Here is a 24,646-nt window from a genome sequence, read left to right on the forward strand (position 1 = left end):
CCGTCGGGGCCCGGATCTCGTCGTCGCGGCCCGAAAACAGGGGCTGGGACACTAGGCTGACCGGCCGATCCGCGGAGCGATCGACGCCGGTAGGGATGCCACCCATGCGCCCGCAGGGCGAAGGTCCCCCCGAGGACGGGCCCGGGGACCCTGTGCGTGGCGAGGCTGGGCGAGGAGAGTGGTGCTCGACGGCCACCGCGAGCCGCGGGGGTGCCGCTGCCAAGGGAATCATGACGGTGACGGTGCCGCTCGGAGAACCCCCGGCCGCGGTCAAGACCGTCGAGGTGAAGATCGCCGAGTGAATCCGAAGCCGGTGCCTTCGACACTGCCGACCGCATGTGGCCGGTCGGCTGAAACGTTATCGGGCAACAAATTCGGACGCCCCGGAGGTAGTCGATCGTCAAGCGGCACAGAAAGGTTCGGATCATGCATGCCAAACCAGGGGACTGGCTGATCGTCGAACACACCACCGTCGGCGGTGCGGTGCGGCACGGTCTGATCGAGGAGGTGCACGGCGATGACGGAGAGCCGCCATATCTGGTGCATTGGACCGACACGGGGCACCGGGCGCTGATGTATCCCGGACCCGACGCCTACGTGCTCAGCGCCGAGGACCTACGGACCCGAGAAGAGCTCGAGTCCGCGCACCTGTCCTCCATGCAGCACCGCCCCGGTCGTGCTGCGGGTCCCGGCGTGAGCTGATTGCCGACTACAGTCGAGCTGATTGCCGACTACAGTCGGTGGCCCGTCGGACGGCCGACCTTGCAGCCGCCATAGGTTCACGCATCGCTATGGCTTTCGCCGCACTTTCAGGGGCCGTAGACCCATGACAATCGGTGCGGGCCGGTCGAGACTCGAAATGCCACGAAACCCCGGTCGTCTGCCCGAGACTCTGCCGAGGCGGCCGGTCAGTGGAGCGGGGCCGACCAGCGGAGGCGGGTGCCGGTGTCGTCGGGGTTGGGGAGGATGGTGAAGGTGCCGCCCAGGTCCTGGGCTCGGCGGGAGAGGTTGGAGAGGCCGCTGGGGGTGATGTTGTCGGGAATGCCGGTGCCGTCGTCGGAGACGGTGATGGTGAGGTCGTCGGCTACGTCGAGGGTGACGGAGAGGGAGTGGGCGTTGGCGTGGCGGACGGCGTTGGAAACCGCTTCCCGGACAACGGCTTCGGCGTGGTCGGCGAGGACGGGGGCGACGACGGAGAGGGGGCCGGAGGCGCGCAGGGAGGTGCGCAGGTCGATGTCGGCGGTGTGCTGGGCGATGACCTGTTCGAGGCGTTGACGCAGGCCCGGGGATTGGCTGTTGGCGCCGTGCAGGTCGAAGATCGAGGTGCGGATCTCCTGCACCACGTCCTGCAGGTCGTTGACCACATCCGAGAGGCGCTGCCGGATCTCGGGGGCACGGGTGCGAGCGATGGTGCCCTGCAGGCTCAGGCCCGCGGCGAACAGGCGCTGGATCACGTGGTCGTGCAGGTCGCGCGCGATGCGGTCGCGGTCGCTGAGGATGTCGAGTTCGCGCACCCGCTGCTGGGCCTCGGCCAGCTGGATGGCCAGCGCCGCCTGCTCGGTGAAGGCTGTTGCCAATTCCAGGGTTTCGGCCGAGAACGGAGGAGCGCAGATCGGTCGGACGATGACCAGCGCGCCGAAGGTGGCACCTTGGGCGTGCAGCGGCAGGATCAGCGTCGGGCCGGGGTCTGCGATCGGTTTGCCCAGATCGATATCGCTCGCGTCGTCGAAGCTCAGCGGCGTGCCCTCGGCGATCGCCCGTCCGATCGCGGTGCCGGTGGTCCGGACGACCAGGCTGCTGGGCCCGGCTCCGGGCCCGGCCCAGCGCGCGATCCGCAGCTCCCGCGTCTCCTCCACCGGAATATCCGGATCGTCCTCGATCGCCAGGAACGCGCGTTCGGCCTGGGTCAGCGTGCGGACATGCTCGACCACATGCGCGAGCACCTCATCGGCGGCGGTCCCGGCCAGGAACGCGGTGGCGGTGTCGCGGGTGGCCTCGATCCACGCCTGCCGGGCGCGGGCCGACTCGTACAGCCGCGCATTGTCGATGGCGATACCGGCCGCCGCGGCCAGCGCCTGGACGATCACCTCGTCGTCCTCGTTGAACGGCAACCCGTTCTTCTTCTCGGTCAGATACAGGTTGCCGAAAATCTCGTCCCGGATCCGCACCGGCACCCCGAGGAAGGTGTGCATGGGCGGGTGATTGGCCGGAAACCCTACCGACGCAGGATGACTGGCGATGTCGTCGAGCCGGATCGGCTCGGGCTGATGGAACAGCACCCCCAGCACACCGCGCCCAGCGGGTAGGTCGCCGATGGCGTCAGCGGTGTCGTCATCGATGCCCTCGTGCACGAACTGGGTGAGGTTCTCGTCCACGCCGCGCACGCCCAGTGCGCCGTAGCGGGCGTCAACCAGGTTGATGGCGGTGCGCACGATGGTGCGCAGTGTCTGGTCCAGATCCAGCCCGGCGGTCACCGACAGCATGGCCTCGACGAGTCCGTCCATCCGGTCGCGTGCGTCGATGATCTGATCGACCCGATCCTTGACCTCGGTCAGCAGTTCACGCAGTCGCAACTGCGACAACGTGCTTCGCACCGAGTGCTCGGCATCGGAGGGGGAAGTCATCTGAAGGCATCCTGGGGCTGTCGCGGTCGAATCCGAGCTATCGCTCGCCCACAGTGTATTGGCGCTGCGCCGGATACGGCCTCCGGAGCCGCCGGCGCCCCGGGGCCCGGATCACTTCATCCCGCCACCGCGGCCGGGTGGTGCAGCGCGGCCAGCGCCGCACCGAGCAGCCGGTGTGCTTCGGCGGCAATACCGTTGAGCGCGGGTTGTGCGAGCGTGCGCACCTGAACCTCGGGATCGGCCGCCTCGATCAGCACTCCGGTCTCGTCCTCGCGCAGCACGATCCGGCTGGGCAGCAGCAGACCGGCCCGCTGGTCGGCCTCCAGCGCTCGTGCGGCCAGTCGCGGATGGCACAGCTCGAGAATCAGATGGTCCCCGATGTGTTCACCCGCCTTCTCCCGCAGTATCGCCTGCATATCGATCTCGGCGACGACGCCGAACCCCTGCTGGTGCAACGCTTCTCGAGTCCGGGCGGCGGCCTCGGCGAGATTGCCGTCGAGATGTACGGCGATCGCGGGCGCGGGCGCGACCGGGACCCGGATTTCGGTGATCAACTGGCGCGGATCGCTGACCTCGTCGGGGCCGATCAGATACGCCTCGGTCGGCGGACCGATCGGTGTGCAGCCCGCTTCGCGCACCCACTCGCCCAGCGCGCGGTAGGCGGTGTCCAATCCGGCGTAGCCGCCGCGGTGGCAGGTGCGTGCGACCAGTGTCGACGGCAACACCACCAGCTGCGCTCCGGAGGCGGGCCCGAGATTGGGCGCGGGCTCGATGGGCAGTCCGAAATCGACCTTGATGGAATCCCCGGCAGACGACTCGTGATGAAACGTGATGGTGGGGGCTCCTGAAGCCGTCAGGCCGGCACGGTCGGCCACCTCCGCCATGCGTTCGACGCCCGCGACAATGGCGTCGCTGAGTCGATCGGGCGGGATCTCGAGGGGAATCTGCACAACGGTCTGTGGCGCCGTCTCGCACAGACCGATTCGATAGTTCATCACGTGCCTCCTGTTCGACGGGTGTCTGTTCAGACTCCGACTCGCGGCAGGGTCCGCCACAGAGGCGAATGTCCCCGCGCCCGAGGCAGAAACGCAGTGCCGCTCGGAAACAGCACAGTGCCGCTCGGAAACAGCACAGTGCCGCTCGGAAATCAGGAAGGTCATCGAGGACCTTAGGCCCTGCCGGGCAGGGGAATTCAATGGTCCTATGGAGATCGAATGCCCATCGAATCGATGAACCATGACAGGAGACGACGGCATGAACCGTTTCCGGGCCGAGGATGCCACGCGGGGCCTGGCCGAGGAGGCCGCGCGCAGCGTGGTGGATCTCTCCCGGGACGAGTCGTTGCGCCTGCTGGCCAGTGTCCCGTTCGGCCGGGTGGTGTTCACCCGAGACGCGTTGCCGGCCATCCGGCCGGTGAACCACATCGTCGACGGAGAGACCCTCATCGTGCGGACCCGGCTGACATCGCGACTGACCTCGACCGTGCGGGCCGATTCGGATGTGGTGGTCGCCTACGAGGCCGACGATATCGATGGGGCGACCCGATTGGGCTGGTCGGTGGTGGTGACCGGCATCGCGCGGACCATCACCGCCCCGGACCTGGTGGCCCGCTACGATGCGCTGGTACGGCCGTGGGTGGGCGGGATCATGGACTCCATCGTGGCGATCGAGCCGACGCTGGTGACCGGTATCCGGCTGGTCGAGCAGGAATCGATCGGGGCCGAGCCGCTCCGGTGAGCGACGCTCCGGCTACCATCCACGCTGCCGCGTCTCGGATGGTGTGCCGATCCGAGGACGCCGTCCGACCCGACCGATCCCGAGAGGACCACCATCATGTGTCAACCGACCCCTTGCGACTGCGGCAAGATCACCTGGGCCGGCTGCGGCGAGCACATCGACCAGGTCAAGGTCAGCGTCCCCGCCGAGCAGTGGTGCGACGGCGAGCACGAGACCGCCGGCAAGTAGCCGCCGATCGCCTCCCGCGACCATCGGCCCGCGGCGGGGCGGTCTTTGGGCCCCTGGTCCCATGACCATCGGCCGCAGTGCCGGCACCCCGGTGATTCATACCGTGAGGGTGGGCGGCGATCCGCCGCCCGGTAACCGCACCGCCGGGAGATGGCAATGGCTGAGCAGGAATACGACGATCCGCATCGACTGGTCTCCGCAGGAGTGGTCGTCGGCGTGGACGGGTCGCCGGGATCGGACATCGCGCTGCGGTGGGCAGCCGACCTGGCGTCGCGCCGGGGACGCACGCTGCAGGTCGTCCATGGGCTGGATCTGGTGGGCACCAGCGCCGTGGTGGGCCCGTATGCGGTGGTGACACCGGAGGTGATCGACGCTGCACAGGCCAAGGGCCGGGAGGTGGTTCGGCGTGCGGTCGAGACCGCGCGGGCCGCGCACCCCGATCTGCAGGTGACGGCGCACCTGTTCAACGACTCCGCCGCGGGATTGCTGATCGACTTCAGCGCCCGCGCCTACGCCGTGGTGCTCGGCGCCACCGGGACCACCGGAACCTTCGCGCATCTGGGCTCGACGCTGCTGTCGGTCACCTCGCACGCAGCGGGCACTGTGTTCGTGGTGCGCCCGGATCACCAGGCGGACAACATCGTTCGTGATTCGGGTCCGGTGGTGGTCGGCATCGATTGCGGCCCGGTGAGCGAGCCCGCCATCGCCGCCGCGTTCGCCGAGGCGTCGGAGCGGGGCACGGACCTGGTGGCCGTGCACGTCTGGAGTGACTGGAGTGCGGGGGTGTTCGCGGGCGATCATCCGACTCCGATTCTCGACGACGTCGAAGCCGTCGAGGAGTCGGTGCTGGCCGAGCGGCTCGCCGGGTGGCAGGAGAAGTATCCGGACGTGACGGTGGTCCGCCGCGTCCACTTCTCCGCTCCGGCGGCGCACCTGCAGGATTGGTCCAAGCACGCGCAGCTGGTCGTGGTCGGCAACCGCGGCCGCGGGGGATTCCTGGGCTTGCTGCTCGGGTCGACCGCGCACTCGCTGGTGCAGCACGCCCACTGCCCGGTCATGGTCGTCCACCCGGCCGACTGACGCCCGCACCGCCGACAACCCTCGGCCGGCCCGCGCCCTCGTGAAACCCGTTCGGCCACCGCCTTTCCGCGATACCGGGCGAATCCCCGCCGTCAGCGGGTTTCGCGCATGTTCCCGACGTGTCCCGTACGCCAGATGATGCGGTTCCGCACCTCGGTCATGCGCCACCCATCGGGGGTGCGGGCCACATCCGCGGTAACGACGCCGCCTGCCGTGAACGACCGCTCGAGCATGCTCGACTCGACCGGCATGTCCTTCCACAGATGTATCGCAACGAGATTGGCCCGCACATCGGCCGTGTCACCGTCGATCGCGACATCATGACCGGTGAGCAGGTGCTGGGTGGCCTCGAAGCGAGCGAAGCTCACCGCATGGCTGCCCGCGATATTCGCGGGGCCCGCCACAACCACCCCGTTGGGCCGCACAATTCGCCCATCGCAGGTGAAGATCCGCTCGAAACGTGCTCCGTCGAAGCACATCTCGTCCAACGCGAGAAAATAGCTGTTGAATACCTCGGTGATCCGCGCAGTCTCGACCCAGCAGTCGACGTCGATCCGATCGATTCTCGGCACAGGCTCCTCCTCCTAGCGGTCCTCCCCCCGACGCTAGATCCTGACCCGACGTCAGTTTCAAGTCCGCACGGTCAATGCGGGAAACTGCGCCGCTCCCGCGGATCCACCTGCCCCCGATACTCTTCGATCACTCGATGAACATCGAACATTGTCTCGGTATCGCGCAGCCGATCCAGGTAGCCCACGGACGCGGCCAGCGTCGGCAGATCGACGCTGAAGTACACGCCCATCAGCGGATTGACGAACAGCTCGCTACCCGCGGTGTCCGGAGTCGCGTCCACATCGCCGAATTCGCCGCGCAGTGCGGCCGCGATCTGACTGTTCACAATGCTCGGTCGCGTCGGTGTCGCCGCGTGGGCATGCATCACCGCATCCCGATAGCCCCGCGCCTCCGGCGAATTCGAGGGGATCGACAGCGCGCCCAGATAACCGCCCGCACGATCCAGCGCCGCGAGATTCTCGAGCACGTGCGCGTGGCAAACCCCGTGGTAGGCATCGATTCCGAAGCCCAGGCAGGCCACGACCCGCGGTATCTCGTCGAGTCCGGCGACCGCCGCGAGACTGGTCATGTCCTCCTCGGGTGTCCCGAGGCCGGCCTCGTCGCCGCGCAGCAGGATGTCCGTGCCGCCGTCGATCAGCACGATCGCGTCCAGTTCCAGCCGTTCGACCAGTGCCCGGTAGGCGGCTCGCAGCGGTCGAACACCGACGCCGGGGAAGGCGTATACGGTCGCGGGCATTGTCCGGAGTTCGAGCCAGCCGGCCAGGGTTCGTTCCGGGAAGTAGTCGTCGGGTCCGGTACTGCGCGGTCCGATCGCGGCGAGCGCCGGCGTGGCCCAATCGTCGAGCTCGAGTCGATCGAGATCGCTGAAGGACAGGTTCGCCAGGTGGACCTGTTTGCCCTGGGCGCGCAGGGCGATCGCCAGCGGGATACCGGCGTACACATCGAAACCTCCACCGGCACCGGCGATCAGCACGCTCGTTGCGGACTTCAACCGGCTGAACAGAGGCGGTTCGGCAAGCGAGAACACCCCGCCAGCGTAAGGGGCTCCGACCGGCAACTGTGTGGGCGTCTAGTTGATCCGGAATCATTCGGTCTTCGTACTGGTCCGCGCTGAATCGCGGGCTCGGCGGGGGGTTCTTGACAGGCAAGTAGTGACTTGCCTATGGTCGGGTGGTGGGCGATATTTTCAAGGCCCTCGCCGATCCCACGCGGCGGATCATTCTCGATGAATTGGCCGAGCGGGATGGGCAGACGCTGTTCGAGATTTGTGCCCGGCTCAGTGGGCGGCATCAGCTGAGTCTGACGCGGCAGGCCGTGTCGCAGCATTTGGCCGTGCTGGAAGAGGCCGGGCTGGTCGAGACGCGCAAGCAGGGCAGGTACAAGTTCCACCACCTCGATACGACTCCGCTGGCCGCTATTCAGGAACGGTGGCCGGTACACAGGAAAGGGTAAGGGCCGTGCGGATTTACATCACCAGCGTCTTCGTCGACGATCAGCAGAAGGCGCTCGACTTCTACACCGGGGTACTGGGCTTCACCAAGAAGCATGATGTGCCGCTGGGCCCGGGGGCCCGCTGGCTGACCGTGGTGTCGCCGGAGGACCCCGAGGGCGCGGAATTGCTGCTCGAACCGGATGGGCATCCGGCGGTCAAGCCGTACAAGGACGCGCTCGTGGGTGACGGCATACCGGCAGCCTCGTTCCAGGTGGAGGATGTGCAGGCCGAATTCGAGCGGCTGAGCGGCCTCGGGGTGACGTTCACGCAGCAGCCGCTGGCGGCGGGACCTGTCACCACCGCCGTATTCGACGACACCTGCGGGAATCTGATCCAGATCGTCACCCCGGCCTGACCCGTCCGCTCAGACGCGGGCGCGCTCACGGGCGAGGGAGCGGTCGCGCTGTTCCTCGAAACGTGGAATCTGCACCTGGTGGAGATTGTCGAGGTAACGGGCCAGCCGCTCCCGCGCCTGTTCACCCTGGGGCCCGAAGTCGGTGCGGCCGAAGACATTCCAGTGCCGCAGCACCGGCATCAGTACGTCCTCGTAGTGCTGGCGCAGATCGTAGATCCCGTGCTTGGCCATGAGGACGCCGTGGCGGCGGAAGTTGGGCATGCCGGTGCCGGGCATGCGGAAGTTCTCGACGATCAGGTCGATGGCCGCCATGGCCTGGTCGGGCACGAGGTCCAGGGCCGCGCCGCACAGGGTGCGATAGAAGATCATGTGCAGGTTCTCGTCCAGGGCCAGCCGCTGCATGATGCGGTCGGCGACCGGGTCGGCGCAGACCTCGGCGGTGTTGCGGTGGCTGATCCGGGTGGCCAGCTCCTGGAAGCTGACATAGGCCACCGAGTAGAGGAAACCGGCGTGCGCGGCCGCGGTGCCCGGATCGACGGGCGCGGCGAAACCATTGGTCATGTGGGTCATCCGGTCGTTCTCCAGCGCGACCGGATCGACGCCGCGGGTGACCACCAGATAGTCGCGCAGGACCACGCTGTGCCGGTTCTCCTCCGCGGTCCAGCGGCCCACCCATGTACCCCACGCCCCGTCGCGGGAGAAGTTCTCGGCGATCTCGCGGTGATAGGAGGGCAGATTGTCCTCGGTGAGCAGATTGGTGATGAGCGCGGCCTTCGCCACCTCGGAGAGCCCGGATTGGTCCGGATCCCAATCGATTCCGCCGAGCTGCGCGAAATTTCGCCCGTCGTCCCAGGGCACGTAGTCGTGCGGATGCCAATCCTTGAACACCGACAGATGCCGGTCCAGCGCCTGCCCGGCGACCGGCTCCAGTTCCACGAGAATCTCACGCTGCGTCAGCTCACGCGCCACGAGTCCTGTCCGCCTTCCTGTCCGATGAGTGGAGGCCATGCGGCCACCGCCCACCGTTCCGGGCCGCGCCCGAGCGCGACAGAGCCGAAAGTCCCGACCGCACCGGGACTTCGATCTCGAGATCCGGGATCCACCGAAAGGTGCGCCTGGCCATCTGATCCCGGGACCTTCGGCCCTGTTTGCGCCGCAGCGACCGGTGCTGACATGGACCAGTCGATATCAGGGTCGATCACCCACCAGGAGGTCGTGCAGCGTGTACGCGAACGAGGTCGCCACCATGCCGGAATCGTTCGTCGAGGTGATCGTGGACGGCACGGTCCCCGCGCAGGAGATGGACAGGGCTCGCGCTGAGTTCACGCAGGTGCTGCGCGGCCACGGCCTGGCCGGCAGCGCGAGCCTGCGGCTCACCCGCGACGCCCGCGTCGAGGGCACGTCGCTCGCGCAGGTCAACCTGTGCGTCGCCGGTACTCCGGTGCGCTGCCAGATCGAGGGACCCGGCGCTCTCGTCCTGCGCCTCGCCGCCGAACGCCTCGACCGCTCGCTGAATCGCCAACTGGCGCAAGCACTCCCGCGCTGGGCGCCCGACCCGGCCCGCGCGCCGCTGGTCACCGTCGGCGAGGAACGCCCCATCGTCCGCCGCAAACACTGCGTGCCGCGTCGATGCGACCCGGCGACCGCCGTCGCGACCATGGACGCCCTGGACTACGACGCCCACCTCTTCACCGACCTGGACACCGGCGAGGACGCCATCGTGTATTGGGCCGGGCCCCTGGGTGTTCGGATGGCCCGGCAGCACCGCCTGTGCCCGCCCCGCGATTTCGAGCACCTCCCGATGACCATGAACCCGCACCCGACCCGCATCCTCACCGAATCGGCCGCCGCCGTCCGCCTGTGCGGCCACGGCCTGCCGTTCCTCTTCTTCACCGACGCCGACGACGGCCGCGGCCGCCTGCTCTACCGCCGCTATGACGGCGATCTCGGCCTGGTGATCGCCACATCGGTGCGCCCGTCGCGGGACCTGCCGTGACGATCGGGTGCGTGCGCATCCGCTCCGTCAAGGATCGGCGGCGGTTCGCGGGCGGATGGGTCAGCTGATCGGGGTCAGCTTCGGGGGCTGCCGGTCACAGCTGATGGCCGGGGACTTCGGGGCGTGCGGGCGCATGGTGGGGCGCCGGCATTCTCCGCGAACACCGCTGGCGCGTAGCCGAACTCGCCATCGACGGTGTCCGCGAGGTGACCGCGGCCATGGCCATCACCGCCCCCGGCGACGTCGACGCCGCCACCCACATGTGGATGAGCGCCCTGTCCACCCTCGTCCGCTGGTGGCCGGCCCACCCCTGAGAACTCCGCCGCCGACATGCTCGCCCGCTGGCGCCGCCCCCTCGGTGGCCTGGCCCGAGCCCTCGGCCCGCTGCCGTCCCGAGTGACCCGTACCAACCCGGTACGCGCGCGGTCACAGCGTTCTCTCAGCGGCGATCGGCTATTCCTCGAGCAACGCGCCCTACGCTCACGGGGCCACGCAACGACAGGAGCTACCGATCGCCATGGGACCCAACACCATCAACGGGCTGCCCGCCCACGTCCTGCTCGTGCACGCCGTGGTCGTGCTGGTGCCGCTCACCGCGCTCCTGCTGATTCTCGCGGTGGTGTGGCCCGCGGCCCGTCGGCGGATCGGGGTGGTGTTGCCGGTGGTCGCGTTCGTGACCCTGGTGTTCGTTCCGCTGACCACCCACTCGGGCGAATGGCTCGAGCACCACACGCCGCGAGATCCGCTGGTCCGCATCCACACTCACCTGGGCGACGATCTGCTCGTCTGGTCGGCGGGCACCTTCCTGCTGGCGGCCGTGTGGTGGGCGATCCACGATGAGCACGTCCGGGAGCGACTGCGGCGGCGGGTCCCGCGGATCGACGCGATGACCGCTCGCCGCGCACTGTCCGCCGTGCTTGCCGTGGTGGCGCTGGGCGTTGCGGCCGGGTCGGTGGTGCAGGTGTATCGGATCGGCGACAGCGGTGCGAAGGCGGCGTGGCATGAGCGAGCCGATCAGCTGACGGCCGCAGCAGATGATCGGACGCCCCGGAACAAATGATTCCGTGCGCGACCTGGTGTTTCCCGGGCGGGTGCGGTCGTGGAGGTGGCTCAGGCGCCATCGAGCGGCTGAGCCCCGGCCTCGTCGGCGGCCGCGGTGACGGACGGGTCGTCGCGGGTGACCTCGGCGCCGGTCACGAAGTCGCCGGTCCAGCGCACGACGAGGTGCTGCAGAGCGGAGGCGTTCGCCGATTGCGGTACGCCGCAGGCCAATTCGCCCGCCACGTCGGAGCTCGCGCCCTCCGCGTCGGTGTGCGCGCCGGACGGAAGCCGCACGCCCACGAAGCTCCGGTGCAGGAGGGTCCGCACGGCGGTCGTGCCGCTGCCGAAGGTGTTGCAGAGTCCGGGCGGGCCGGACACGGTCAGGACCGGCAGGGGCGTGCGGTCGAGATCGGTCAGGGCGGCGTCGGTGTTGTTGCCCAGGAAGGACTTCACCGGGTCGAGCAGGATCAGGCCGCGCAGGGTGGACCAGGCGTCGGGTTGGGTGGTGTGGAGCCGGTGTGCCACGTACTCGACGGCCTCGGCGCCCGCCGAGTGGCCGATGAACACGAACTGCCGGGGCAGGGCCGGTGCAGACAGGCCGGCGGTGGAGGCCGCGGCGGCGAGGCTGCGCGCCAGGGCGCCGGCGGGATCGTCCGCGGTGGCGAACAGGTCGGCCACCGTGTCGAGGAACGGGGTGTTGTCGCCGAGATTCTGCAGGGTGCAGCCGGACGGATTCACGAACGGGAGGCTGGGGGCGAAGACGAGATAGCCTGCGGCGGACAGCGTTCCGGCAAGCGACGCGACATTGGCGGCGGTACGGGCGAAACCGTGTTGCAGCCACACCAGACCGCGTGGCGGGTCGTCGGGGAGATACCAGTCGGCGCTCTGCCGCAGTGGCGTCGCCGCGCAGGGCAGGTCGATCCCGCCGGGGAGGGTGGCGGCGGACGCTGGGGTGACGCCGGCGACGGTGACGGCGCACAGGGCGGCGAGGACGAGCGGGGCGCGGCGTCGGACGGCCATGACGACTCCTGGGTGGATCGCGGCGGATCAGTGCGCGACGTGGCCGAAGAGGACGGACTCCATGAGGCGGATCACCCACTGGCGTGAACAGATCCGCTCGCTGTCGCCGAAGACGCGGCCATAGTCGACGACCAGGCCGAGGGCGGCGTGGACGAGGATGTGGCCCTCGGCGGGGGTGAGCTCGGGGCGGACCCGGGCCAGCAGGGTCGCCCATTCCGCGACGACCAGGCGTTGGACGACACGCAATGTCGCGCGTTCGTCGTCGGGTACGTGGCCGAATTGGGCGAAGTAGACGACGATCAGTTCCCGTTCGTCGAAGGCCCCGGCCACGTACATGTCGATGAGTTTGGCCAGCGTGTCGGCGGGACCGGCGGATTCGGCCAGCGTCGGGCCGATCACCGCCGACATGCGGTCGGCGGCGCGGCGGAATGCCGCAGTGAGCAGATCGCCCTTGCCACGGTAGTAGCGGTACACCGCCGAGGGTGAGGGCAGGCCCGCCGCGGTGGCGATCTCCTCCACGCTGACATTCGGGTACCCGCGCTCGTAGAACAGCCGGATCGCCTCGTGCAGGAGCAGTTCGTGCTTGAGGGTCGGCGGCACCTCGACCGCGCGCGGTGCGGCGGGCGGCAGTCCGGGCGCGGGCAGGTCGGCCTCCACCAGCGCCCAGCAGGCCGAATTCAGCAGGGCGGCCATGGCTTTCGCGCCGAGGGTGATGCGGTGGTCGCCCAACCCGCTGGCCGTGCTGAACACGCCCACCGCCCGGATCCGCCGCTCGTGGTCGGACAGTTCGGGGCGGACCTCGCCCATCAGGCCGCCGAGCGCGGTGATGGCGGTGGCGAAATGCCCGTCCACCGTGCGCTTGTCGGCGTCGTCGAGGTAGCGGGACTCCCAGCGCGCGAGTCCCACGGTGGTCCGGTTGGCGATGGTGCCCGCGATGATCCCGTCGATGGCGTGCCCGAGCCGCTGCCGGGCGGGCCAGTCCGCGGCCTCCGGCGGCAGACTCACGGTGGCCACGGTCAACTCGCCCAGCCGCAGCAGTTCGCTCGCGAACAGCGCGTACTTGCTCGGGTAGTGCCGGTACAGCGCGGTGGAGGTGATCCCGAGCCGGGCCGCGATGTCCTCCATGCTCACCCGGTGATAGCCGAGGGCGGCGAACTCGGCCGCCGACACCGCCGCGATCTGGGCGCGCCGGTTCTTGGGGCGCCGTCGCGCCGCCCGCGCTCCCGGGTCGGAGGCGGCTGTGGTGGCGCGGCTCATGACTGCGGCGGTTGTGCCAGCGGCGAATTCACCTTGTTCACCAGCCACCGGTCGCCGGACCGCTCCAGCCGCATGACCATGGACAGCTGCCCGGGCGCGGGCTTGCCCTGGGTGCCGAGGCTGGTGATGGTCTGCCCGATCACCACGATGGCCTCGGCGGAATCGCGGTCGGCGCTGCGGACCGCGCACTGCACGTCGGTGGCCTTGGACACCACCTGTCCCTGGGTGAGCACGTCCCGCAGATCCTTGCTGGTGGAATCGAATTGCTTGCGCCAGTCGCCGGTCGCGCCGTCCAGCACGCCGGTGACGTAGGCGTCGAGGTTCTTGGCATCGTAGGTGGCCAGCAGTGGCGCGTACTTGCAGGCCGCGGCCCGGGCCTGCTCCTGGGCGGTGAGCAACTCCCGATGGTGCGCGTCCTGCTGGTGGAACACGATGCTCGAGCCGAGGGACGCCGCGAGCGCGAGCACGACCGCCGCGCGCGCCACCAGGCGGCCGCGCTTTCCCAGGGCAGGGACGGATCCGCCGCGCAGCCGGGACTTCTTCACGCGTGCAGCAACGTTGGGCGCCTCGACAGTCTCGGTCGCGCTCGGCTCGTCGGGAGCCGCCTGCTCGACTCCGACGGTGATCTTGTCAGCGGCGTCGTCGACGGTGGTTTCCCGCTCGCTGCTCTCGGTGCTCGTCGGCACGGCTTCGGTTGTCGTCTCGACCGTTTCGGCGCTCGTCCCGTCGGACTCCGCGGTAGTCGCGGCCGGGTCCTGCTGAATCGTGTTCTCGCTCATGGGAAGTCTCCTGAATTGCTTCTGCGATCTATCGGGGGACGGGCTGGGACTTTTCGTTGCCGGTGGCCCCCGGCGGCTTGGTCACCCCGTTGTCGGGCACGTCGGGCCGTGGCGCGTCGGCCGAGCCGCGGATCTGTAGTGCCGGATTCGAGGTGACGCAGTAGTTGTAGAGCCGGACCCGGGTATCGGCCTGGACATCGGTCGGCACCACCGGAATGGTGTCGTAGTCGCAGCTCGGCCGGGGCCAGGGATCGACCAGGGTGTTGTAGGCGCCGTCGTGCGCGGGCGCCCCGAGCGCCTCGGTGCCCACCCGCAGGGCCGGGAAGAGCGCGGCGATGGCCGGCGCGCGCAGTTTGGCGGCCTTGGTGACGGCCACGAAGTTCGTCACCAGATTGGTGATGGGGTCCTGGGTTTCGGTGATGAACCCGTTGAGGGTGGCCAGCTGGCCCGGCCCCTGCCGGAGCAGTGTGCGCAATTCCTGGTCGGCCGAGGCGAACTGGTCGAACAGCACACCGCCCGCCTTGGTCAGCGTGCCCAGGTCGGGCTGGGCGTGCTGGGTGGTGCCCGCGATGACCTCGAGATTCTCGATGAGCTGCCGGGTCTGGGGGAGCAGGTCGTCGAGTCCGTTCATGGCCCGGCTGATGCCGGAGATCATGTTGCGCAGCCGATCCGGGCCGCCGGTGAGCGCCTTGTCCAGCTCGTCGATGATGACATCGAGCCGGTCCGGGTTCATGCCGCCGATCAGGTCGCTGAGATTGGTGAACACCGACTGGATCGGCACCGGCACGCTGGTGCGCGCCCGTTCGACCAGCGAGCCGTTGTGCAGATACGGCCCGGTGTCGGAGTCGGGCCGGAAATCCAGGTACTGCTCCCCGGCCGCCGAGAGCCGCCCCACCGCGACGGTGCCGCCGATGGGAAGCTGTGCGCTGTCGTCGATCTCGGCGACCGCGGCCACGCCGTCCCCGGCGACGTGCACGTCGGTGACCTTGCCGATCCGGCTGCCCCGGAAGGTGACGTCGTTGCCGGGTAGCAGCCCGCCCGAGGATGCCAGTTCGACGGTCACCTTGTAGGTGTGCGGGATCGGATTGAACCGCAGCACATATCCGCCGATATAGCCCGACCCGAGCACCAGCACGACGATGAGTCCGATGTTCGCGATGGCGATGCGATGCCGCACCACCCAGTGCCACAGTGGCGGATTCATCGTTCCCCTCCCTGCTGTGCCGGGCCGGGCTGCGCCGGATCCGGTTGTGGGTCCGGCTGCCGGGGTGGGCTGGTGAGTCGGCCGAATACCTTCTCCAGCACCTGCGCGAGACTGCCGATGAACTGCCCGGCGTCGCCGAGTTCCGGCCAGCGGCTGCCGCTGGGGTCGGTGAGCGCGCCGACGCTCAGATACGACACGGTCGCCGCGACCGCCAGCGCCGGTCCGCGCAGGCTGGCCATGAGCGACGGATAGAGGGTGTGCAGTCCGTCCAGCGCCCCGGTCAGCTGATCGCTCTGCGCGAATCCGGACATGAGCGCCTGAATGCTGTTGAACAGGCTCACGAAATCCCCGCCGGTGGTGTCGGCGAAGTCGCCGAGCGCGTCGGTGGTGGTGGCCACCTTCGACAGCAGGTCCACGATCTGCTGATTGTTCTCGGTCAGCAGGGCGATCAGCGCGGGGAAGGTGTCGGCGGCGGCCCCGAGTTGCGCCTTGCGCCGGGCCAATTCGCCCGAGAGCGAGTTCATCCCGCCCAGCACCTGGTCGATGTCGCCGGTGCGGGCGTTGAGCGCGCTGATGGCGGCGGTCATCTCGGTGATCAGATGCGACAGCTCCGGCGCCCGCCCCGCGAACATGGAGTTCATCTGGCCGGTGATCTTGGCGGCCTGGTTGATGCCACCGCCGTTGAGCAGCAGCGAGATCGACATCATGAGCTGCTCCACCGACGCGCCCGCCGCGGTGTGGTCGGTGCCGATGGTGTCGCTGTCGCGCAGCGGATCCCCGGCCTCCTGCGCCGAGGGCAGCGTCATGGCCACGAACATGTCACCGAGCGGGGTGGCCTGGCGCAGTTCGACGGTCGTGCCCTTGGGCAGCCGGATGTCGTCGCGGATGAGCATCTGCACGTCGGCGATGAAATTCGTGCTCTTGATCTTGGTGACCACGCCGATATCGGTGCCGCCGATCTTGACGTGCGCGTGGTCGGGCAGATTCAGCGCGTCGGCGAAGGCCGCGTGGATCGTGTAGCCGGGCGCGCCGAGCCCGGGCTTGGGCATGGGCAGGTTGTCCACCGTGACCGCGCATCCGGTGGTGCCGAGCAGGGTGGCGGCGGTGAGCAGTCCGCCGAGAGCCGTGGTGCGTAGTCTCATTTCAGGTTCGCGATTCCCAATAGTGCGGCGGTGAGGCCGAAGTCGGGGCCGAAGTCCTGGACCTTGCCGGTGCGGCAGCCGTCGAGCCGCATCTGGATGCGCTGGCAGAAGGTGGACAGGATCTCGCCGTCGAGGATCGACTTGTCGAGCAGCCCGTGCAGCCGCAGTGCCTGGTCCTCCTTGCTGGTGGCGTTGGCGATGTTCTGGAACAGCAGCGGCCCGACGTCCACGATCTCGGTGAGGCCGCGGGCGTTGGCGCGCATCTGGTCGGTGATGGCCACGAAGCGGGTGAGTGCCCCGGCCAGCTGATCCTTGTTCTGCCCCACCAGGGTCGAGGTGTTGGTGACGAAGTCGTCGAGCTGCCGCAGCACCGCGTCGATGCCGGGGGCCTGTTCGCCCATGAGGTTCACCAGTTCGGTGAGCCGCCCGCTGAAGTCCCGCACCGTCTGGTCGTTGGATGCGATGACCTGGGTGATGTCATTGAGCTTGATGATGGTGTTGGAGATCTGGTCCTTGTTGGCGAAGGTCACCTCGAACGCCGAGGACAGCTGGTCGAGGGTCTCGCGCAGCTTGTCTCCATTGCCGTTGAGCAGCGGGAACAGCACCCGGCTGGCCATCGGGCCGGTGGTGTTGTCGCCCGCGAGCGCATCGCCGAGCTGGGAGAAGGTGGCCAGGATGCGGTCCAGTTCCACCGGAACCCTGGTGCGCTGCAAGGGAATGTAGGCGCCGTCGGTGAGGGTGGGGCCGTCGCCGGTGTAGGCCGGAGCCAGCTCCACGTGACGATTCGTGATCAGCTGCGGATTCACCAGTGCCGCCATGACATCGGCGGGAATTTTGACGTCCCGGTCCAGGGACATGGTCACCTGGACGTAACTGCCCTTGGGCGTGACGGTTTCGACCGTTCCGACCGGAACTCCGAGCACCGCAACATCATTGCCCACGTAGAGGCCCGCCACGTTCTCGAAGTCCGCGGTGACCTTCATCTGCCCGCCGAGGTACTCCTTCCCCAGCGAGGACACCGAATCGGGCAGGATGCCGCACGCGGAGGCGAGCAGCAGTGCGCCGCAGGCCGCGGCCAGCTTCAGTCGTCTGCGGAGAGTCATCACTTGCACCCCTGCACGGCCTGCGCGAAGCACAGCCAGTTGTCCGGGAACAGCCACGGCGCGTACACATTTCCGTATGGGCCGTCGCCGAGCACATTGTTGAACTGCCGCAGGGTCACCGGCATGATCTGGTACAACCGGTCCAGATTGCCCTTGTTCTTCTCGAGACCCGCCGACATGGTGTTCAGGTCGGTGATGAGCGGGCCGAGCTGGTTGTTGTTCTCCAACCCCATCTGCTGCAACAGCTTCGACAGCGACGCCACATTGTCGAGCAGCTGCTTCAGTAGAGTCTGCCGCTGCTGCACCGCGCTGCCGATGGCCTCGCCGCGGGTCAGCAGCAACAGCACGCTGTTCTGGTTGTCGGCGGTCAGCTGCGAGACGGTGTCCATGCTCTTGAGCAGGGTGTCGACCTCGTCGCGGCGGTCATTGATCACCTTCGCCAGCGCGCCCACACTGTCGAGGGCCTGCACGGTCAGCTCGGGGGAGTTGCCCATCTGCTGATCGACCAGGTCCAGCGCCTGCCGCAGTTTCTGTGGATCCAGCTTCTCGACCCGTTCGAAGCTGTTCTTGTACTGCGGATCCTGGATCACTTTGCCCAGGTTGTACGGCACCTCGGTGTGGTCGAGTTCGATCCGGTCGCCGCGCAGCGCCGGGCCGGCGCCGGGCGTCAGGTCCACGTGCAGCCGGCCCAGGATCGTCGACATCTTGATGGCCGCGCGCGCTTCGTCGCCGAGCTTGATGTCGCGGTGCACCTTCATATCGACCAGCACCTTGCCGTTGTCCAGCTTCACCGCGCTGACCTGGCCTACCTCGATGCCCGACACGTCCACCGTCGCGCCCGGCCGCAGCCCGGCGGCCTGGGCGAACTCGGCGTGAATCGTCTTGTCGCCCAGTCGCGCCTGCTCGATCAGGGTGGATCCGACCAGCAGCAGCACCACGAACCCCGAGGCGATCAGGCCGAGCCGCAGATGGCGGTTGCGCAGGAAGCCCGGGTAGCGGATCGAGGGCCCGCGCAGCGCCGGAACGCGTGTCCGCCTCATCGGCACACCTCCGAATGGGATTGGCCGCCGATCTGGTTGAACAGACCGGGCGGGAGCAGCACGCCCCACAGCGAGACGTCGAGGCTGCACAGGTAGGCATTGCCGTATGCGCCGTAGCTGCTGAATCGCGCGACGCCATTGAGCATGTCGGGCAACTCGACGGCGGCCTTGTCCAGTGACGCGCCGTTGAGCAGCAGCAGCGCGACACCGGCCGAGGCGTCGGTCTGCGCCTCGGCCGCTCCGGGCTTGACCTGGGCGAGCACGTTCACCAGCGAATTCGTCGCCGTCGCAACGCGTTCCACGGACGACTTCAGCGTGGAGCCCTGCGTGTAGAGCGCCTCGGTGAGCGCCCGCGCCTGGGTGATCAGCGTCTCCAGTTCGTTGCTGCGATTGGCCAGACCGGAGATGACGCTGCTGAGATTGCCGACCACCTGCCCGAGAATCTCGTCGCGCTGACCGAACGTGGCGGCCAGCTGCGCGGACTGGGTCACGAGCGCGCCGAGCGAGACGCCATTGCCCTGCAGCGCCTGGATCAGCGTCTCCGACAGCGAATTCACCTGATCGGGCTGCAGCACGCTGAACAGTGGCTCGAACCCGGACAGCAGCGAGGACACATCGAAGGACGGTTCGGTCCGCTCGATCGGGATCTGCCCGCCCGGCGCCATCGGAGTGCCGGCGTCCTTGCCGGGCATGAGCGCGATATAGCGCTGCCCGATCAGGTTCTGGTACCGCACCAGCGCCTTGGTCGAGGTGGTGGGATGCTGGTCGTCCTCGATGCGGAAGTCCACCCGGGCGCGGTAGCCGTCGGTGAATTCGATCGTGTCGACCCGGCCGACCCGCACGCCAGCCATGCGGATGTCGTCGCCGACCCGCAATCCGAGGACGTCGGAGAAGACCGCGGAGTAGTCGTGCGTGCGGCCGGACACCGAACGCTGGAGCGTCGACCACATGGTGTAGGTCAGGATGACGGCCACCACGGCGAAAATGCCGAAGCCCGCCAAGGCTTTTCCGGATTTCACGAGGCGCCTCCGGTCTCGGCGGGAACCAGCGATCCGCCCGCCAGGATGGGGGTCAGCAGCAGGACCTGCGCCGCATCGGGCTTGCCGCCGACCAGGGCCGCGATGGCGTCGGTGCCGCGCAGCCCGGCGGGCTGGGCCTCGGCCGGATTCGTCTCGGTCGCCGACGCCGGCGCGGTGAGACCCGGAATCGCCGGCAGACCGGGAATCGCGGGCAGACCGGGAATGGTGGGGACGCCGGGCGCCGCGGGCTGGGTGGTCTCGACGGGCGCCGGTCCGGCGGCGTCGAGTGGCTTGGGCATGAGCTGCTGCGGAAACTCCTGCGCCGGAGCGATTTCCGGCACGGTCGAGCCGCCGCACCGGGGACCGGAGAGGTCACCGTAGTGCGGGCAGTCCGCTGCCGTGTACTGCTTGAACGGTGTGAAGGTCACGTCCATCTTCCAGACCATCTGCTTCTTCGGCCCGAAGGTGAAGGTGCCCTGCAACCGCTGCAGCGCCGTATTGAGATTGGCGATGGCGGTCGGAATCGCCTGCGGGTCCCGGGCCAGGCTGCCGAACAGCTGATCGAGCCCCGAGACCAGGAACTTGCCGGAGTCGGGATTGCGGGCGAAGAGCCCGTTCACCGTGTCCACCGCGGTGCCGCCGCTGGTCAGCAGCTCCATCAGCGCCGCGCGCTGCTCGGTGAGGGTGCGCGCGGTGGTCACCGACTTCGCCAGTGTCCCCACCAGATCCGGGGCCGACTCGCTCAGCGCGCTGGCCGCGCGACCGAGATTGCCGAGCAGATCCCCGATGCCCTCGATGCCACGCACCTCGGTGATCCAGTGGTCGAGGCGCTCCACGGTCGAACCCGGCACGCGCGCCGAGGGATCCAGCGCCGCCGACAGCGTGGACAGCACCCGCCCCAGCTTCTCGGGCTGAATGTCGTTCAGCACGGTGCGCAGCACATTGAGCGTGGTCTGCAGCTGCACGGTGGCGCTGCTGGTGTCCTCCGGAATGGTCGCGCCCGCCCGCAGCGTGTCCCGGGTGGGCGTGGTGTCGACCAGTTCGATGGCGGTCACCCCGAACAGATTGTTGGGAATCACCCGCGCCGCCACAGTCGACGGAATCGTGCCCGCCACTGGTGGTTTCAGCGCCAGCGCGGCCCGCTGCCGCTCGCCCTTGGCCACCACCGACACGTCCTCGACGCGGCCGACGACCATGCCGCGGAACTTCACGTCGGCATGGTCGGGCAGCCCGTCGCCGGTGCTGGTGAGCTCCGCGGTGACCGCCACCTTGTCCTCGAAGCGGCCGTTGTAGCGCATCGCCAGCAGATACAGCAGCAGCGATACGGTGGCGATCAGAGCGAGCCCGGCCAGCGTGAGCTGGCGGGCCGTGGGGCCCCGCCCGCTGGGATCGAGAATCATCGAAACACCTATCCCGAGATGCGGAAGCCGGGGTCGATGCCCCAGATCGCGAGGGTCAGAAAGAGATTGACGAAGACCATGACGACGATGACCATCTTGATGGCCTGCCCGGCCGCCACCCCGACGCCTTCGGGCCCGCCGGTCGCGACGAAGCCGTAGTAGCACTGGATGAACGTCGAGATCGCCACGAACACCATGACCTTGAGCAGCGACCAGAACACGTCGGGTCCCAGCAGGAACTGGAAGAAGTAGTGGTCGTAGGTGCCGGCGGTGGTGCCGCCCAGGATCAGCACCGACAGCTTGGTCGCCAGGTACGCCACCGCCAGGCCCACGCTGTAGAGCGGGATGATGGTCAGCGTGGAGGCGATCATGCGGGTGCTGATCAGATACGGAAGCGGCCGGATGGCAAGCGATTCCAGCGCGTCGATCTCCTCGGAGATACGCATGGCGCCCAGCTGCGCGGTGAACCGGCAGCCCGCCTGAATGGCGAACGCCAGGGTGGCGATGACGGGTGCGATCTCGCGGGTGGTGGCGAACCCGGAGATGGCGCCGGTCAGCGGCGACATGGTGAGCAGGTTCAGCGCCGTGAACGACTCCATGCCGACGGTGACGCCGCCGAAGCCGCACAGCGCCACCACCACGCCGATGGTGCCGCCGCCCACCACCAGCGAGCCGTTGCCCCAGCCGATGTCGGCGGTCAGGCGCAGCACCTCCTGGCGATAGTGCTCGAGCGCGAACGGAATCGCGAGCAGCGCCCGGAAGAAGGTGATGACCTGGTGGCCGAGCCGCTGATTGGCCTGCACCGGGATCGAGACCACGTTCGCGGCCATCCGCACCGGCTTCAGCGCCGGGGGAGTGTAGGTCGTGCCCACCTCACACCACCTTCGTCGGCAGCAGCGTGTTGTAGAGCTGGGTGAGCGCGATATTGGTGGCGAACAGCATGAGCGCCGAGCTCACCACCGCCGAGTTCACCGCATTGGCCACCCCGCCCGGGCCGCCGTGCGCGTGCAGGCCGATATCGCAGGCGATCACCGCGGTCAGCAGGCCGAACACGGCCGCCTTCAGCACCGCGACGACGAGGTCATCGGCCACCGCGAAGGACGCGAACGAGCCGATGAACGAACCCGGAGTCCCCGACTGGGCATAGACATTGAACATGTAGGCGGTCGCGAAGCCGACGAACACGATGAACCCGCACAGCAGCATGCTGACCAGCACCGCGGCCGCCAGGCGCGGCGCGACCAGCCGCCGCACCGGGTCCACGCCCATGACCATCATGGCGTCGATCTCCTCGCGGATGGTCCGCGAGCCCAGGTCGGCGGTGATGGCCGATCCGACCGCGCCCGCGATCATGAGCGAGGTGACCAGCGGCGCGCCCTGGCGGATGATGCCGAGCCCGGCGACCGCGCCGATGAAGGTGGTCGCGCCGACCTGATTGACCAGCGCCCCCAGCTGAATCGACACCACCACCGAGATCGGAATGGCCACCAGCACGGTCGGCGCGGCCGACACGCTGGTCATGAACGCGCACTGCTTGATGAATTCGCGGTACGGGAACCGCCCGCGCAGGATCGACCCGACCAACTGGCCGATCGCGTCACGACCCAGGTCGACCTGCCGGCCGAGGGTTTCCAGCGAGCGCTGAGGATGGCGCCGCCACAGCCCGCGCACGCTCTCACCGATCCGCTCGAGCTCGCCGGATTCGGTATCCGCTGCGGCGGAGGGCTTTTCGAGTGTCGTCATCAGGGCATGTCCTCGAGATGGCGCTGGAGCAGGACCAGCAGGTACCCGGCCACCGCGAGGCCGGCGGCCAGGGTGCACAGCACGGCCACCCACAGTCCGAAGCGCAGCACGGGATTGACTTCCATACGCCCACCGAGGATCTTGATGCCGATCACCAGGATGTCGATGAGCCAGACCAGGGCCATCATCTACGTCATGCACACATTCGAGAAGGTGAGCACCGGCCAGCACACGATCGATCCCAGGAACGAGATGATCACGTCGATGCCGTGCAGCTGCTTCAGATGCGAGGTGTGGGTCAGGGTCCAGATCACCCCGACCAGCCCGTAGGGGATGCCGAGAATGACGAGGGTCCCCAGGAACTCCGACACCTTCATCTCGTAGCTGAGTAGCCGATCCAATCGTTTCAGCATGTCGCGTATGTCCTTTCACTTCCCTGCCGGCCTCGGGCGCGGTGCGTGCCTCATTGCCGCTGCCGCGCTGTCCCCGATGCCGGTGTGCCCCCGGGCCGCTTCGCGAGAGCTGCCCGCAGCAGCGTATGTTACTAACGATTCTTAGATCGGGAGGCGGTTCCGGTGATCTTCTTCGGACCGATGTGCTCTGAAGTAGCCTCAGTGTCGGCTGGTCACTGTTGGGACTGCGCATCTAAGTTATTCATGATTCCTCCAGCAAACGGCTGCCTCGAAACGAGAATAGTCAGTAACATAGCAGCCGTGCCGGGGTGCTCGGCGCAGGTTCGGCGAGCAGTGTCCGATGCAGGCAGGGCTCGGGTACGCCCTGATCACCACGGAGAGAGGTAACCCATGACAACCGGGGCAGCGCAGCCGTCCGGCTGGAATGATGATGAGGCGCAGTCGAATCCGGATCCGACACGAGATCCGGGCAGACCCCGGGTCCGGCGGATCTCGGTGGCGTCGCCACCAGCGGCCGGGGGCGCGGCGGCCCTGACCCTGGAACAGACGCGCATCCACATCCCGGGCGTGCACCGCCCGGACACCAAGCGGCCGCCGAAACTCGAAGACGCGCTGGACTTCTGGCAGTTCTCCGGCGCCGCCGCGAACGTCGCCATGCAGATGGCGCGACCCGGCGTCGGCCACGGGGTGGCCGACAGCAAGGTGGAATCGGGAGCGCTCATGGTGCATCCCTGGAAGCGGTTGCGCACCACGGCCTCCTATCTGGCGGTGGCCATCCTGGGCACGCCCGAGGAGAAGATCGCCTTCCGGGAAGCGGTCAATGTGGCGCACCGCCAGGTGAAGTCGGAACCCGGCGCCGCCGTGAAGTACAACGCCTTCGACCGCGACCTGCAGATGTGGGTCGCGGCCTGCCTCTACATCGGGTTCGAGGACTCCTACCAGCTGCTCAACGGCCGGATGAGTCCCGAACAGGCGGAGGCGTTCTACTCCACCGCCGCGCCGCTGGGCACCACGCTGCAGGTCACCGAGGAGATGTGGCCGACGACGCGCGCCGAGTTCGACGAATACTGGGTCCAGGCGTGCCGCCAGGTGGCCGCCGACGACACGATCCGCCGCTTCATCGAGGACCTACTGCACCTGCGGATGATCCACTGGTATCTCCGGGTCGTCTTCGGCGGACTGCTGCGCTTCCTGACCGTCGGCTACCTACCGCCCTACTTCCGCGAACAGCTCGGTGTGGAGTGGACGGCCACCGACCAACGCCGCTTCGAGCACCTGTTCCTGTTCGTCGGCTTCGTCAACCGCTTCATCCCGAAGTTCCTGCGCACCATGGGCACCCGCACCATGATGGCCGACGTGCGCCGGCGCATACACCGGCACAAGGCACTGATCTGACCGTC

Annotated in this window: 28 protein-coding genes; 10 read left to right on the forward strand and 18 right to left on the reverse strand. The window is 68.3% G+C overall.

What is annotated here, in order from left to right:
- Nucleotides 1-104: 104 nt before the first annotated feature.
- Nucleotides 105-302 (forward strand): hypothetical protein, encoded by a 198-nt coding sequence (locus ACQP1O_RS21695; protein WP_433560332.1) that lies wholly within the window; start codon nt 105-107, stop codon nt 300-302.
- A 124-nt stretch (nt 303-426) separates the two neighbouring features.
- Nucleotides 427-702 (forward strand): DUF1918 domain-containing protein, encoded by a 276-nt coding sequence (locus ACQP1O_RS21700; RefSeq protein ID WP_433560333.1) that lies wholly within the window; start codon nt 427-429, stop codon nt 700-702.
- Between the two features lie 206 nt (nt 703-908).
- Here ACQP1O_RS21700 and ACQP1O_RS21705 read toward each other — a convergent pair whose 3' ends face one another.
- Both ACQP1O_RS21705 and ACQP1O_RS21710 read right to left on the reverse strand, forming a co-directional pair.
- Nucleotides 909-2,624, reverse strand: a complete 1,716-nt coding sequence (locus tag ACQP1O_RS21705; RefSeq protein ID WP_433560334.1) for a sensor histidine kinase — start codon at nt 2,622-2,624, stop codon at nt 909-911.
- A 116-nt stretch (nt 2,625-2,740) separates the two neighbouring features.
- A complete protein-coding gene (locus ACQP1O_RS21710; RefSeq protein ID WP_433560335.1) occupies nt 2,741-3,619 on the reverse strand; it encodes a DUF302 domain-containing protein in 879 nt (292 codons plus the stop codon).
- Nucleotides 3,620-3,878: 259 nt separating this feature from the next.
- On the opposite strand from ACQP1O_RS21710, the gene ACQP1O_RS21715 reads away from it, so the two are divergent.
- The 3 genes from ACQP1O_RS21715 (at nt 3,879) to ACQP1O_RS21725 (ending at nt 5,669) form a co-directional block, all read left to right on the forward strand.
- Nucleotides 3,879-4,361, forward strand: coding sequence for a pyridoxamine 5'-phosphate oxidase family protein (locus ACQP1O_RS21715; RefSeq protein ID WP_433560336.1), 483 nt, complete (start codon nt 3,879-3,881; stop codon nt 4,359-4,361).
- Between the two features lie 96 nt (nt 4,362-4,457).
- Complete coding sequence (locus ACQP1O_RS21720; protein WP_379395919.1) at nt 4,458-4,589, forward strand: hypothetical protein; 132 nt, start codon at nt 4,458-4,460, stop codon at nt 4,587-4,589.
- A gap of 156 nt (nt 4,590-4,745) precedes the next feature.
- Nucleotides 4,746-5,669: a universal stress protein gene (locus tag ACQP1O_RS21725; protein ID WP_433560337.1), complete on the forward strand. Its 924-nt coding sequence runs from the start codon at nt 4,746-4,748 to the stop codon at nt 5,667-5,669.
- 92 nt (nt 5,670-5,761) lie between these two features.
- On the opposite strand, the gene ACQP1O_RS21730 is transcribed toward ACQP1O_RS21725, so the two are convergent.
- The gene (locus ACQP1O_RS21730) at nt 5,762-6,241 is read right to left on the reverse strand and encodes a nuclear transport factor 2 family protein (protein WP_433560338.1); all 480 of its coding nucleotides are present in this window, start codon (nt 6,239-6,241) and stop codon (nt 5,762-5,764) included.
- Nucleotides 6,242-6,312: 71 nt separating this feature from the next.
- Entirely contained in the window at nt 6,313-7,269 is a 957-nt protein-coding gene (locus ACQP1O_RS21735) for a DUF1152 domain-containing protein (protein WP_433560339.1), read from the reverse strand.
- 146 nt (nt 7,270-7,415) lie between these two features.
- Between ACQP1O_RS21735 and ACQP1O_RS21740 the strand changes: the two genes are divergently transcribed.
- Both ACQP1O_RS21740 and ACQP1O_RS21745 read left to right on the forward strand, forming a co-directional pair.
- Nucleotides 7,416-7,694: an ArsR/SmtB family transcription factor gene (locus tag ACQP1O_RS21740; protein ID WP_354845514.1), complete on the forward strand. Its 279-nt coding sequence runs from the start codon at nt 7,416-7,418 to the stop codon at nt 7,692-7,694.
- Between the two features lie 5 nt (nt 7,695-7,699).
- The gene (locus tag ACQP1O_RS21745; RefSeq protein ID WP_433560340.1) at nt 7,700-8,089 is read left to right on the forward strand and encodes a VOC family protein; all 390 of its coding nucleotides are present in this window, start codon (nt 7,700-7,702) and stop codon (nt 8,087-8,089) included.
- Between the two features lie 9 nt (nt 8,090-8,098).
- Here ACQP1O_RS21745 and ACQP1O_RS21750 read toward each other — a convergent pair whose 3' ends face one another.
- A complete protein-coding gene (locus ACQP1O_RS21750; protein WP_379463679.1) occupies nt 8,099-9,058 on the reverse strand; it encodes an acyl-ACP desaturase in 960 nt (319 codons plus the stop codon).
- Between the two features lie 253 nt (nt 9,059-9,311).
- On the opposite strand from ACQP1O_RS21750, the gene ACQP1O_RS21755 reads away from it, so the two are divergent.
- Both ACQP1O_RS21755 and ACQP1O_RS21760 read left to right on the forward strand, forming a co-directional pair.
- A complete protein-coding gene (locus ACQP1O_RS21755; RefSeq protein ID WP_433560341.1) occupies nt 9,312-10,085 on the forward strand; it encodes a sigma 54 modulation/S30EA ribosomal C-terminal domain-containing protein in 774 nt (257 codons plus the stop codon).
- Between the two features lie 517 nt (nt 10,086-10,602).
- The gene (locus ACQP1O_RS21760) at nt 10,603-11,145 is read left to right on the forward strand and encodes a DUF2231 domain-containing protein (protein WP_433560342.1); all 543 of its coding nucleotides are present in this window, start codon (nt 10,603-10,605) and stop codon (nt 11,143-11,145) included.
- Nucleotides 11,146-11,195: 50 nt separating this feature from the next.
- Here ACQP1O_RS21760 and ACQP1O_RS21765 read toward each other — a convergent pair whose 3' ends face one another.
- From ACQP1O_RS21765 to ACQP1O_RS21825, 13 genes are read right to left on the reverse strand one after another with little or no spacing between them, the layout of a single operon-like run.
- Nucleotides 11,196-12,146, reverse strand: a complete 951-nt coding sequence (locus ACQP1O_RS21765) for a hypothetical protein (protein ID WP_433560343.1) — start codon at nt 12,144-12,146, stop codon at nt 11,196-11,198.
- 27 nt (nt 12,147-12,173) lie between these two features.
- Nucleotides 12,174-13,403: a TetR/AcrR family transcriptional regulator gene (locus ACQP1O_RS21770; protein ID WP_433560344.1), complete on the reverse strand. Its 1,230-nt coding sequence runs from the start codon at nt 13,401-13,403 to the stop codon at nt 12,174-12,176.
- Nucleotides 13,400-14,182: a hypothetical protein gene (locus ACQP1O_RS21775; protein WP_433560345.1), complete on the reverse strand. Its 783-nt coding sequence runs from the start codon at nt 14,180-14,182 to the stop codon at nt 13,400-13,402. The genes ACQP1O_RS21770 and ACQP1O_RS21775 overlap by 4 nt, the downstream gene beginning before the upstream one ends.
- 28 nt (nt 14,183-14,210) lie before the next feature.
- Nucleotides 14,211-15,386, reverse strand: coding sequence for an MCE family protein (locus ACQP1O_RS21780; RefSeq protein ID WP_433560346.1), 1,176 nt, complete (start codon nt 15,384-15,386; stop codon nt 14,211-14,213).
- Nucleotides 15,383-16,528, reverse strand: a complete 1,146-nt coding sequence (locus ACQP1O_RS21785; RefSeq protein WP_433560347.1) for an MCE family protein — start codon at nt 16,526-16,528, stop codon at nt 15,383-15,385. Before ACQP1O_RS21785 ends, ACQP1O_RS21780 begins: the two co-directional genes overlap by 4 nt.
- Entirely contained in the window at nt 16,525-17,631 is a 1,107-nt protein-coding gene (locus tag ACQP1O_RS21790) for an MCE family protein (protein WP_433560348.1), read from the reverse strand. Before ACQP1O_RS21790 ends, ACQP1O_RS21785 begins: the two co-directional genes overlap by 4 nt.
- The gene (locus ACQP1O_RS21795; protein WP_433560349.1) at nt 17,631-18,671 is read right to left on the reverse strand and encodes an MCE family protein; all 1,041 of its coding nucleotides are present in this window, start codon (nt 18,669-18,671) and stop codon (nt 17,631-17,633) included. Before ACQP1O_RS21795 ends, ACQP1O_RS21790 begins: the two co-directional genes overlap by 1 nt.
- Nucleotides 18,668-19,690, reverse strand: a complete 1,023-nt coding sequence (locus ACQP1O_RS21800; protein ID WP_433560350.1) for an MlaD family protein — start codon at nt 19,688-19,690, stop codon at nt 18,668-18,670. The genes ACQP1O_RS21795 and ACQP1O_RS21800 overlap by 4 nt, the downstream gene beginning before the upstream one ends.
- Nucleotides 19,687-21,090 (reverse strand): MCE family protein, encoded by a 1,404-nt coding sequence (locus ACQP1O_RS21805; RefSeq protein WP_433560351.1) that lies wholly within the window; start codon nt 21,088-21,090, stop codon nt 19,687-19,689. The genes ACQP1O_RS21800 and ACQP1O_RS21805 overlap by 4 nt, the downstream gene beginning before the upstream one ends.
- Nucleotides 21,091-21,098: 8 nt before the next feature.
- Entirely contained in the window at nt 21,099-21,962 is an 864-nt protein-coding gene (locus tag ACQP1O_RS21810) for an ABC transporter permease (RefSeq protein WP_433560352.1), read from the reverse strand.
- A 1-nt stretch (nt 21,963) separates the two neighbouring features.
- Nucleotides 21,964-22,833 (reverse strand): MlaE family ABC transporter permease, encoded by an 870-nt coding sequence (locus ACQP1O_RS21815; RefSeq protein ID WP_433560353.1) that lies wholly within the window; start codon nt 22,831-22,833, stop codon nt 21,964-21,966.
- Nucleotides 22,833-23,021: a hypothetical protein gene (locus ACQP1O_RS21820; RefSeq protein ID WP_433560354.1), complete on the reverse strand. Its 189-nt coding sequence runs from the start codon at nt 23,019-23,021 to the stop codon at nt 22,833-22,835. Before ACQP1O_RS21820 ends, ACQP1O_RS21815 begins: the two co-directional genes overlap by 1 nt.
- The gene (locus tag ACQP1O_RS21825) at nt 23,022-23,246 is read right to left on the reverse strand and encodes a hypothetical protein (RefSeq protein ID WP_433560355.1); all 225 of its coding nucleotides are present in this window, start codon (nt 23,244-23,246) and stop codon (nt 23,022-23,024) included. It abuts the gene before it with no gap.
- Nucleotides 23,247-23,636: 390 nt separating this feature from the next.
- Between ACQP1O_RS21825 and ACQP1O_RS21830 the strand changes: the two genes are divergently transcribed.
- Entirely contained in the window at nt 23,637-24,641 is a 1,005-nt protein-coding gene (locus ACQP1O_RS21830) for an oxygenase MpaB family protein (protein ID WP_433560356.1), read from the forward strand.
- The last annotated feature ends 5 nt before the right edge of the window (nt 24,642-24,646 follow it).

Origin of the sequence: Nocardia sp. CA-151230, from assembly GCF_050942175.1 — a bacterium.
Classification (GTDB): Bacteria; Actinomycetota; Actinomycetes; order Mycobacteriales; family Mycobacteriaceae; genus Nocardia.

Bases quoted from the DNA above. Each gene is read 5' to 3' on its own strand.
- ACQP1O_RS21695 (WP_433560332.1), top strand. From the start codon at position 105: ATGCGCCCGCAGGGCGAAGGTCCCCCCGAGGACGGGCCCGGGGACCCT.
- ACQP1O_RS21700 (WP_433560333.1), top strand. From the start codon at position 427: ATGCATGCCAAACCAGGGGACTGGCTGATCGTCGAACACACCACCGTC.
- ACQP1O_RS21795 (WP_433560349.1), bottom strand. From the start codon at position 18,671: ATGAGGCGGACACGCGTTCCGGCGCTGCGCGGGCCCTCGATCCGCTAC.
- ACQP1O_RS21710 (WP_433560335.1), bottom strand. From the start codon at position 3,619: ATGAACTATCGAATCGGTCTGTGCGAGACGGCGCCACAGACCGTTGTG.
- ACQP1O_RS21805 (WP_433560351.1), bottom strand. From the start codon at position 21,090: ATGATTCTCGATCCCAGCGGGCGGGGCCCCACGGCCCGCCAGCTCACG.
- ACQP1O_RS21815 (WP_433560353.1), bottom strand. From the start codon at position 22,833: ATGACGACACTCGAAAAGCCCTCCGCCGCAGCGGATACCGAATCCGGC.
- ACQP1O_RS21785 (WP_433560347.1), bottom strand. From the start codon at position 16,528: ATGAGACTACGCACCACGGCTCTCGGCGGACTGCTCACCGCCGCCACC.
- ACQP1O_RS21705 (WP_433560334.1), bottom strand. From the start codon at position 2,624: ATGACTTCCCCCTCCGATGCCGAGCACTCGGTGCGAAGCACGTTGTCG.
- ACQP1O_RS21765 (WP_433560343.1), bottom strand. From the start codon at position 12,146: ATGGCCGTCCGACGCCGCGCCCCGCTCGTCCTCGCCGCCCTGTGCGCC.
- ACQP1O_RS21820 (WP_433560354.1), bottom strand. From the start codon at position 23,021: ATGATGGCCCTGGTCTGGCTCATCGACATCCTGGTGATCGGCATCAAG.
- ACQP1O_RS21825 (WP_433560355.1), bottom strand. From the start codon at position 23,246: ATGCTGAAACGATTGGATCGGCTACTCAGCTACGAGATGAAGGTGTCG.
- ACQP1O_RS21720 (WP_379395919.1), top strand. From the start codon at position 4,458: ATGTGTCAACCGACCCCTTGCGACTGCGGCAAGATCACCTGGGCCGGC.
- ACQP1O_RS21770 (WP_433560344.1), bottom strand. From the start codon at position 13,403: ATGAGCCGCGCCACCACAGCCGCCTCCGACCCGGGAGCGCGGGCGGCG.
- ACQP1O_RS21725 (WP_433560337.1), top strand. From the start codon at position 4,746: ATGGCTGAGCAGGAATACGACGATCCGCATCGACTGGTCTCCGCAGGA.
- ACQP1O_RS21830 (WP_433560356.1), top strand. From the start codon at position 23,637: ATGACAACCGGGGCAGCGCAGCCGTCCGGCTGGAATGATGATGAGGCG.
- ACQP1O_RS21775 (WP_433560345.1), bottom strand. From the start codon at position 14,182: ATGAGCGAGAACACGATTCAGCAGGACCCGGCCGCGACTACCGCGGAG.
- ACQP1O_RS21760 (WP_433560342.1), top strand. From the start codon at position 10,603: ATGGGACCCAACACCATCAACGGGCTGCCCGCCCACGTCCTGCTCGTG.
- ACQP1O_RS21780 (WP_433560346.1), bottom strand. From the start codon at position 15,386: ATGAATCCGCCACTGTGGCACTGGGTGGTGCGGCATCGCATCGCCATC.
- ACQP1O_RS21790 (WP_433560348.1), bottom strand. From the start codon at position 17,631: ATGACTCTCCGCAGACGACTGAAGCTGGCCGCGGCCTGCGGCGCACTG.
- ACQP1O_RS21715 (WP_433560336.1), top strand. From the start codon at position 3,879: ATGAACCGTTTCCGGGCCGAGGATGCCACGCGGGGCCTGGCCGAGGAG.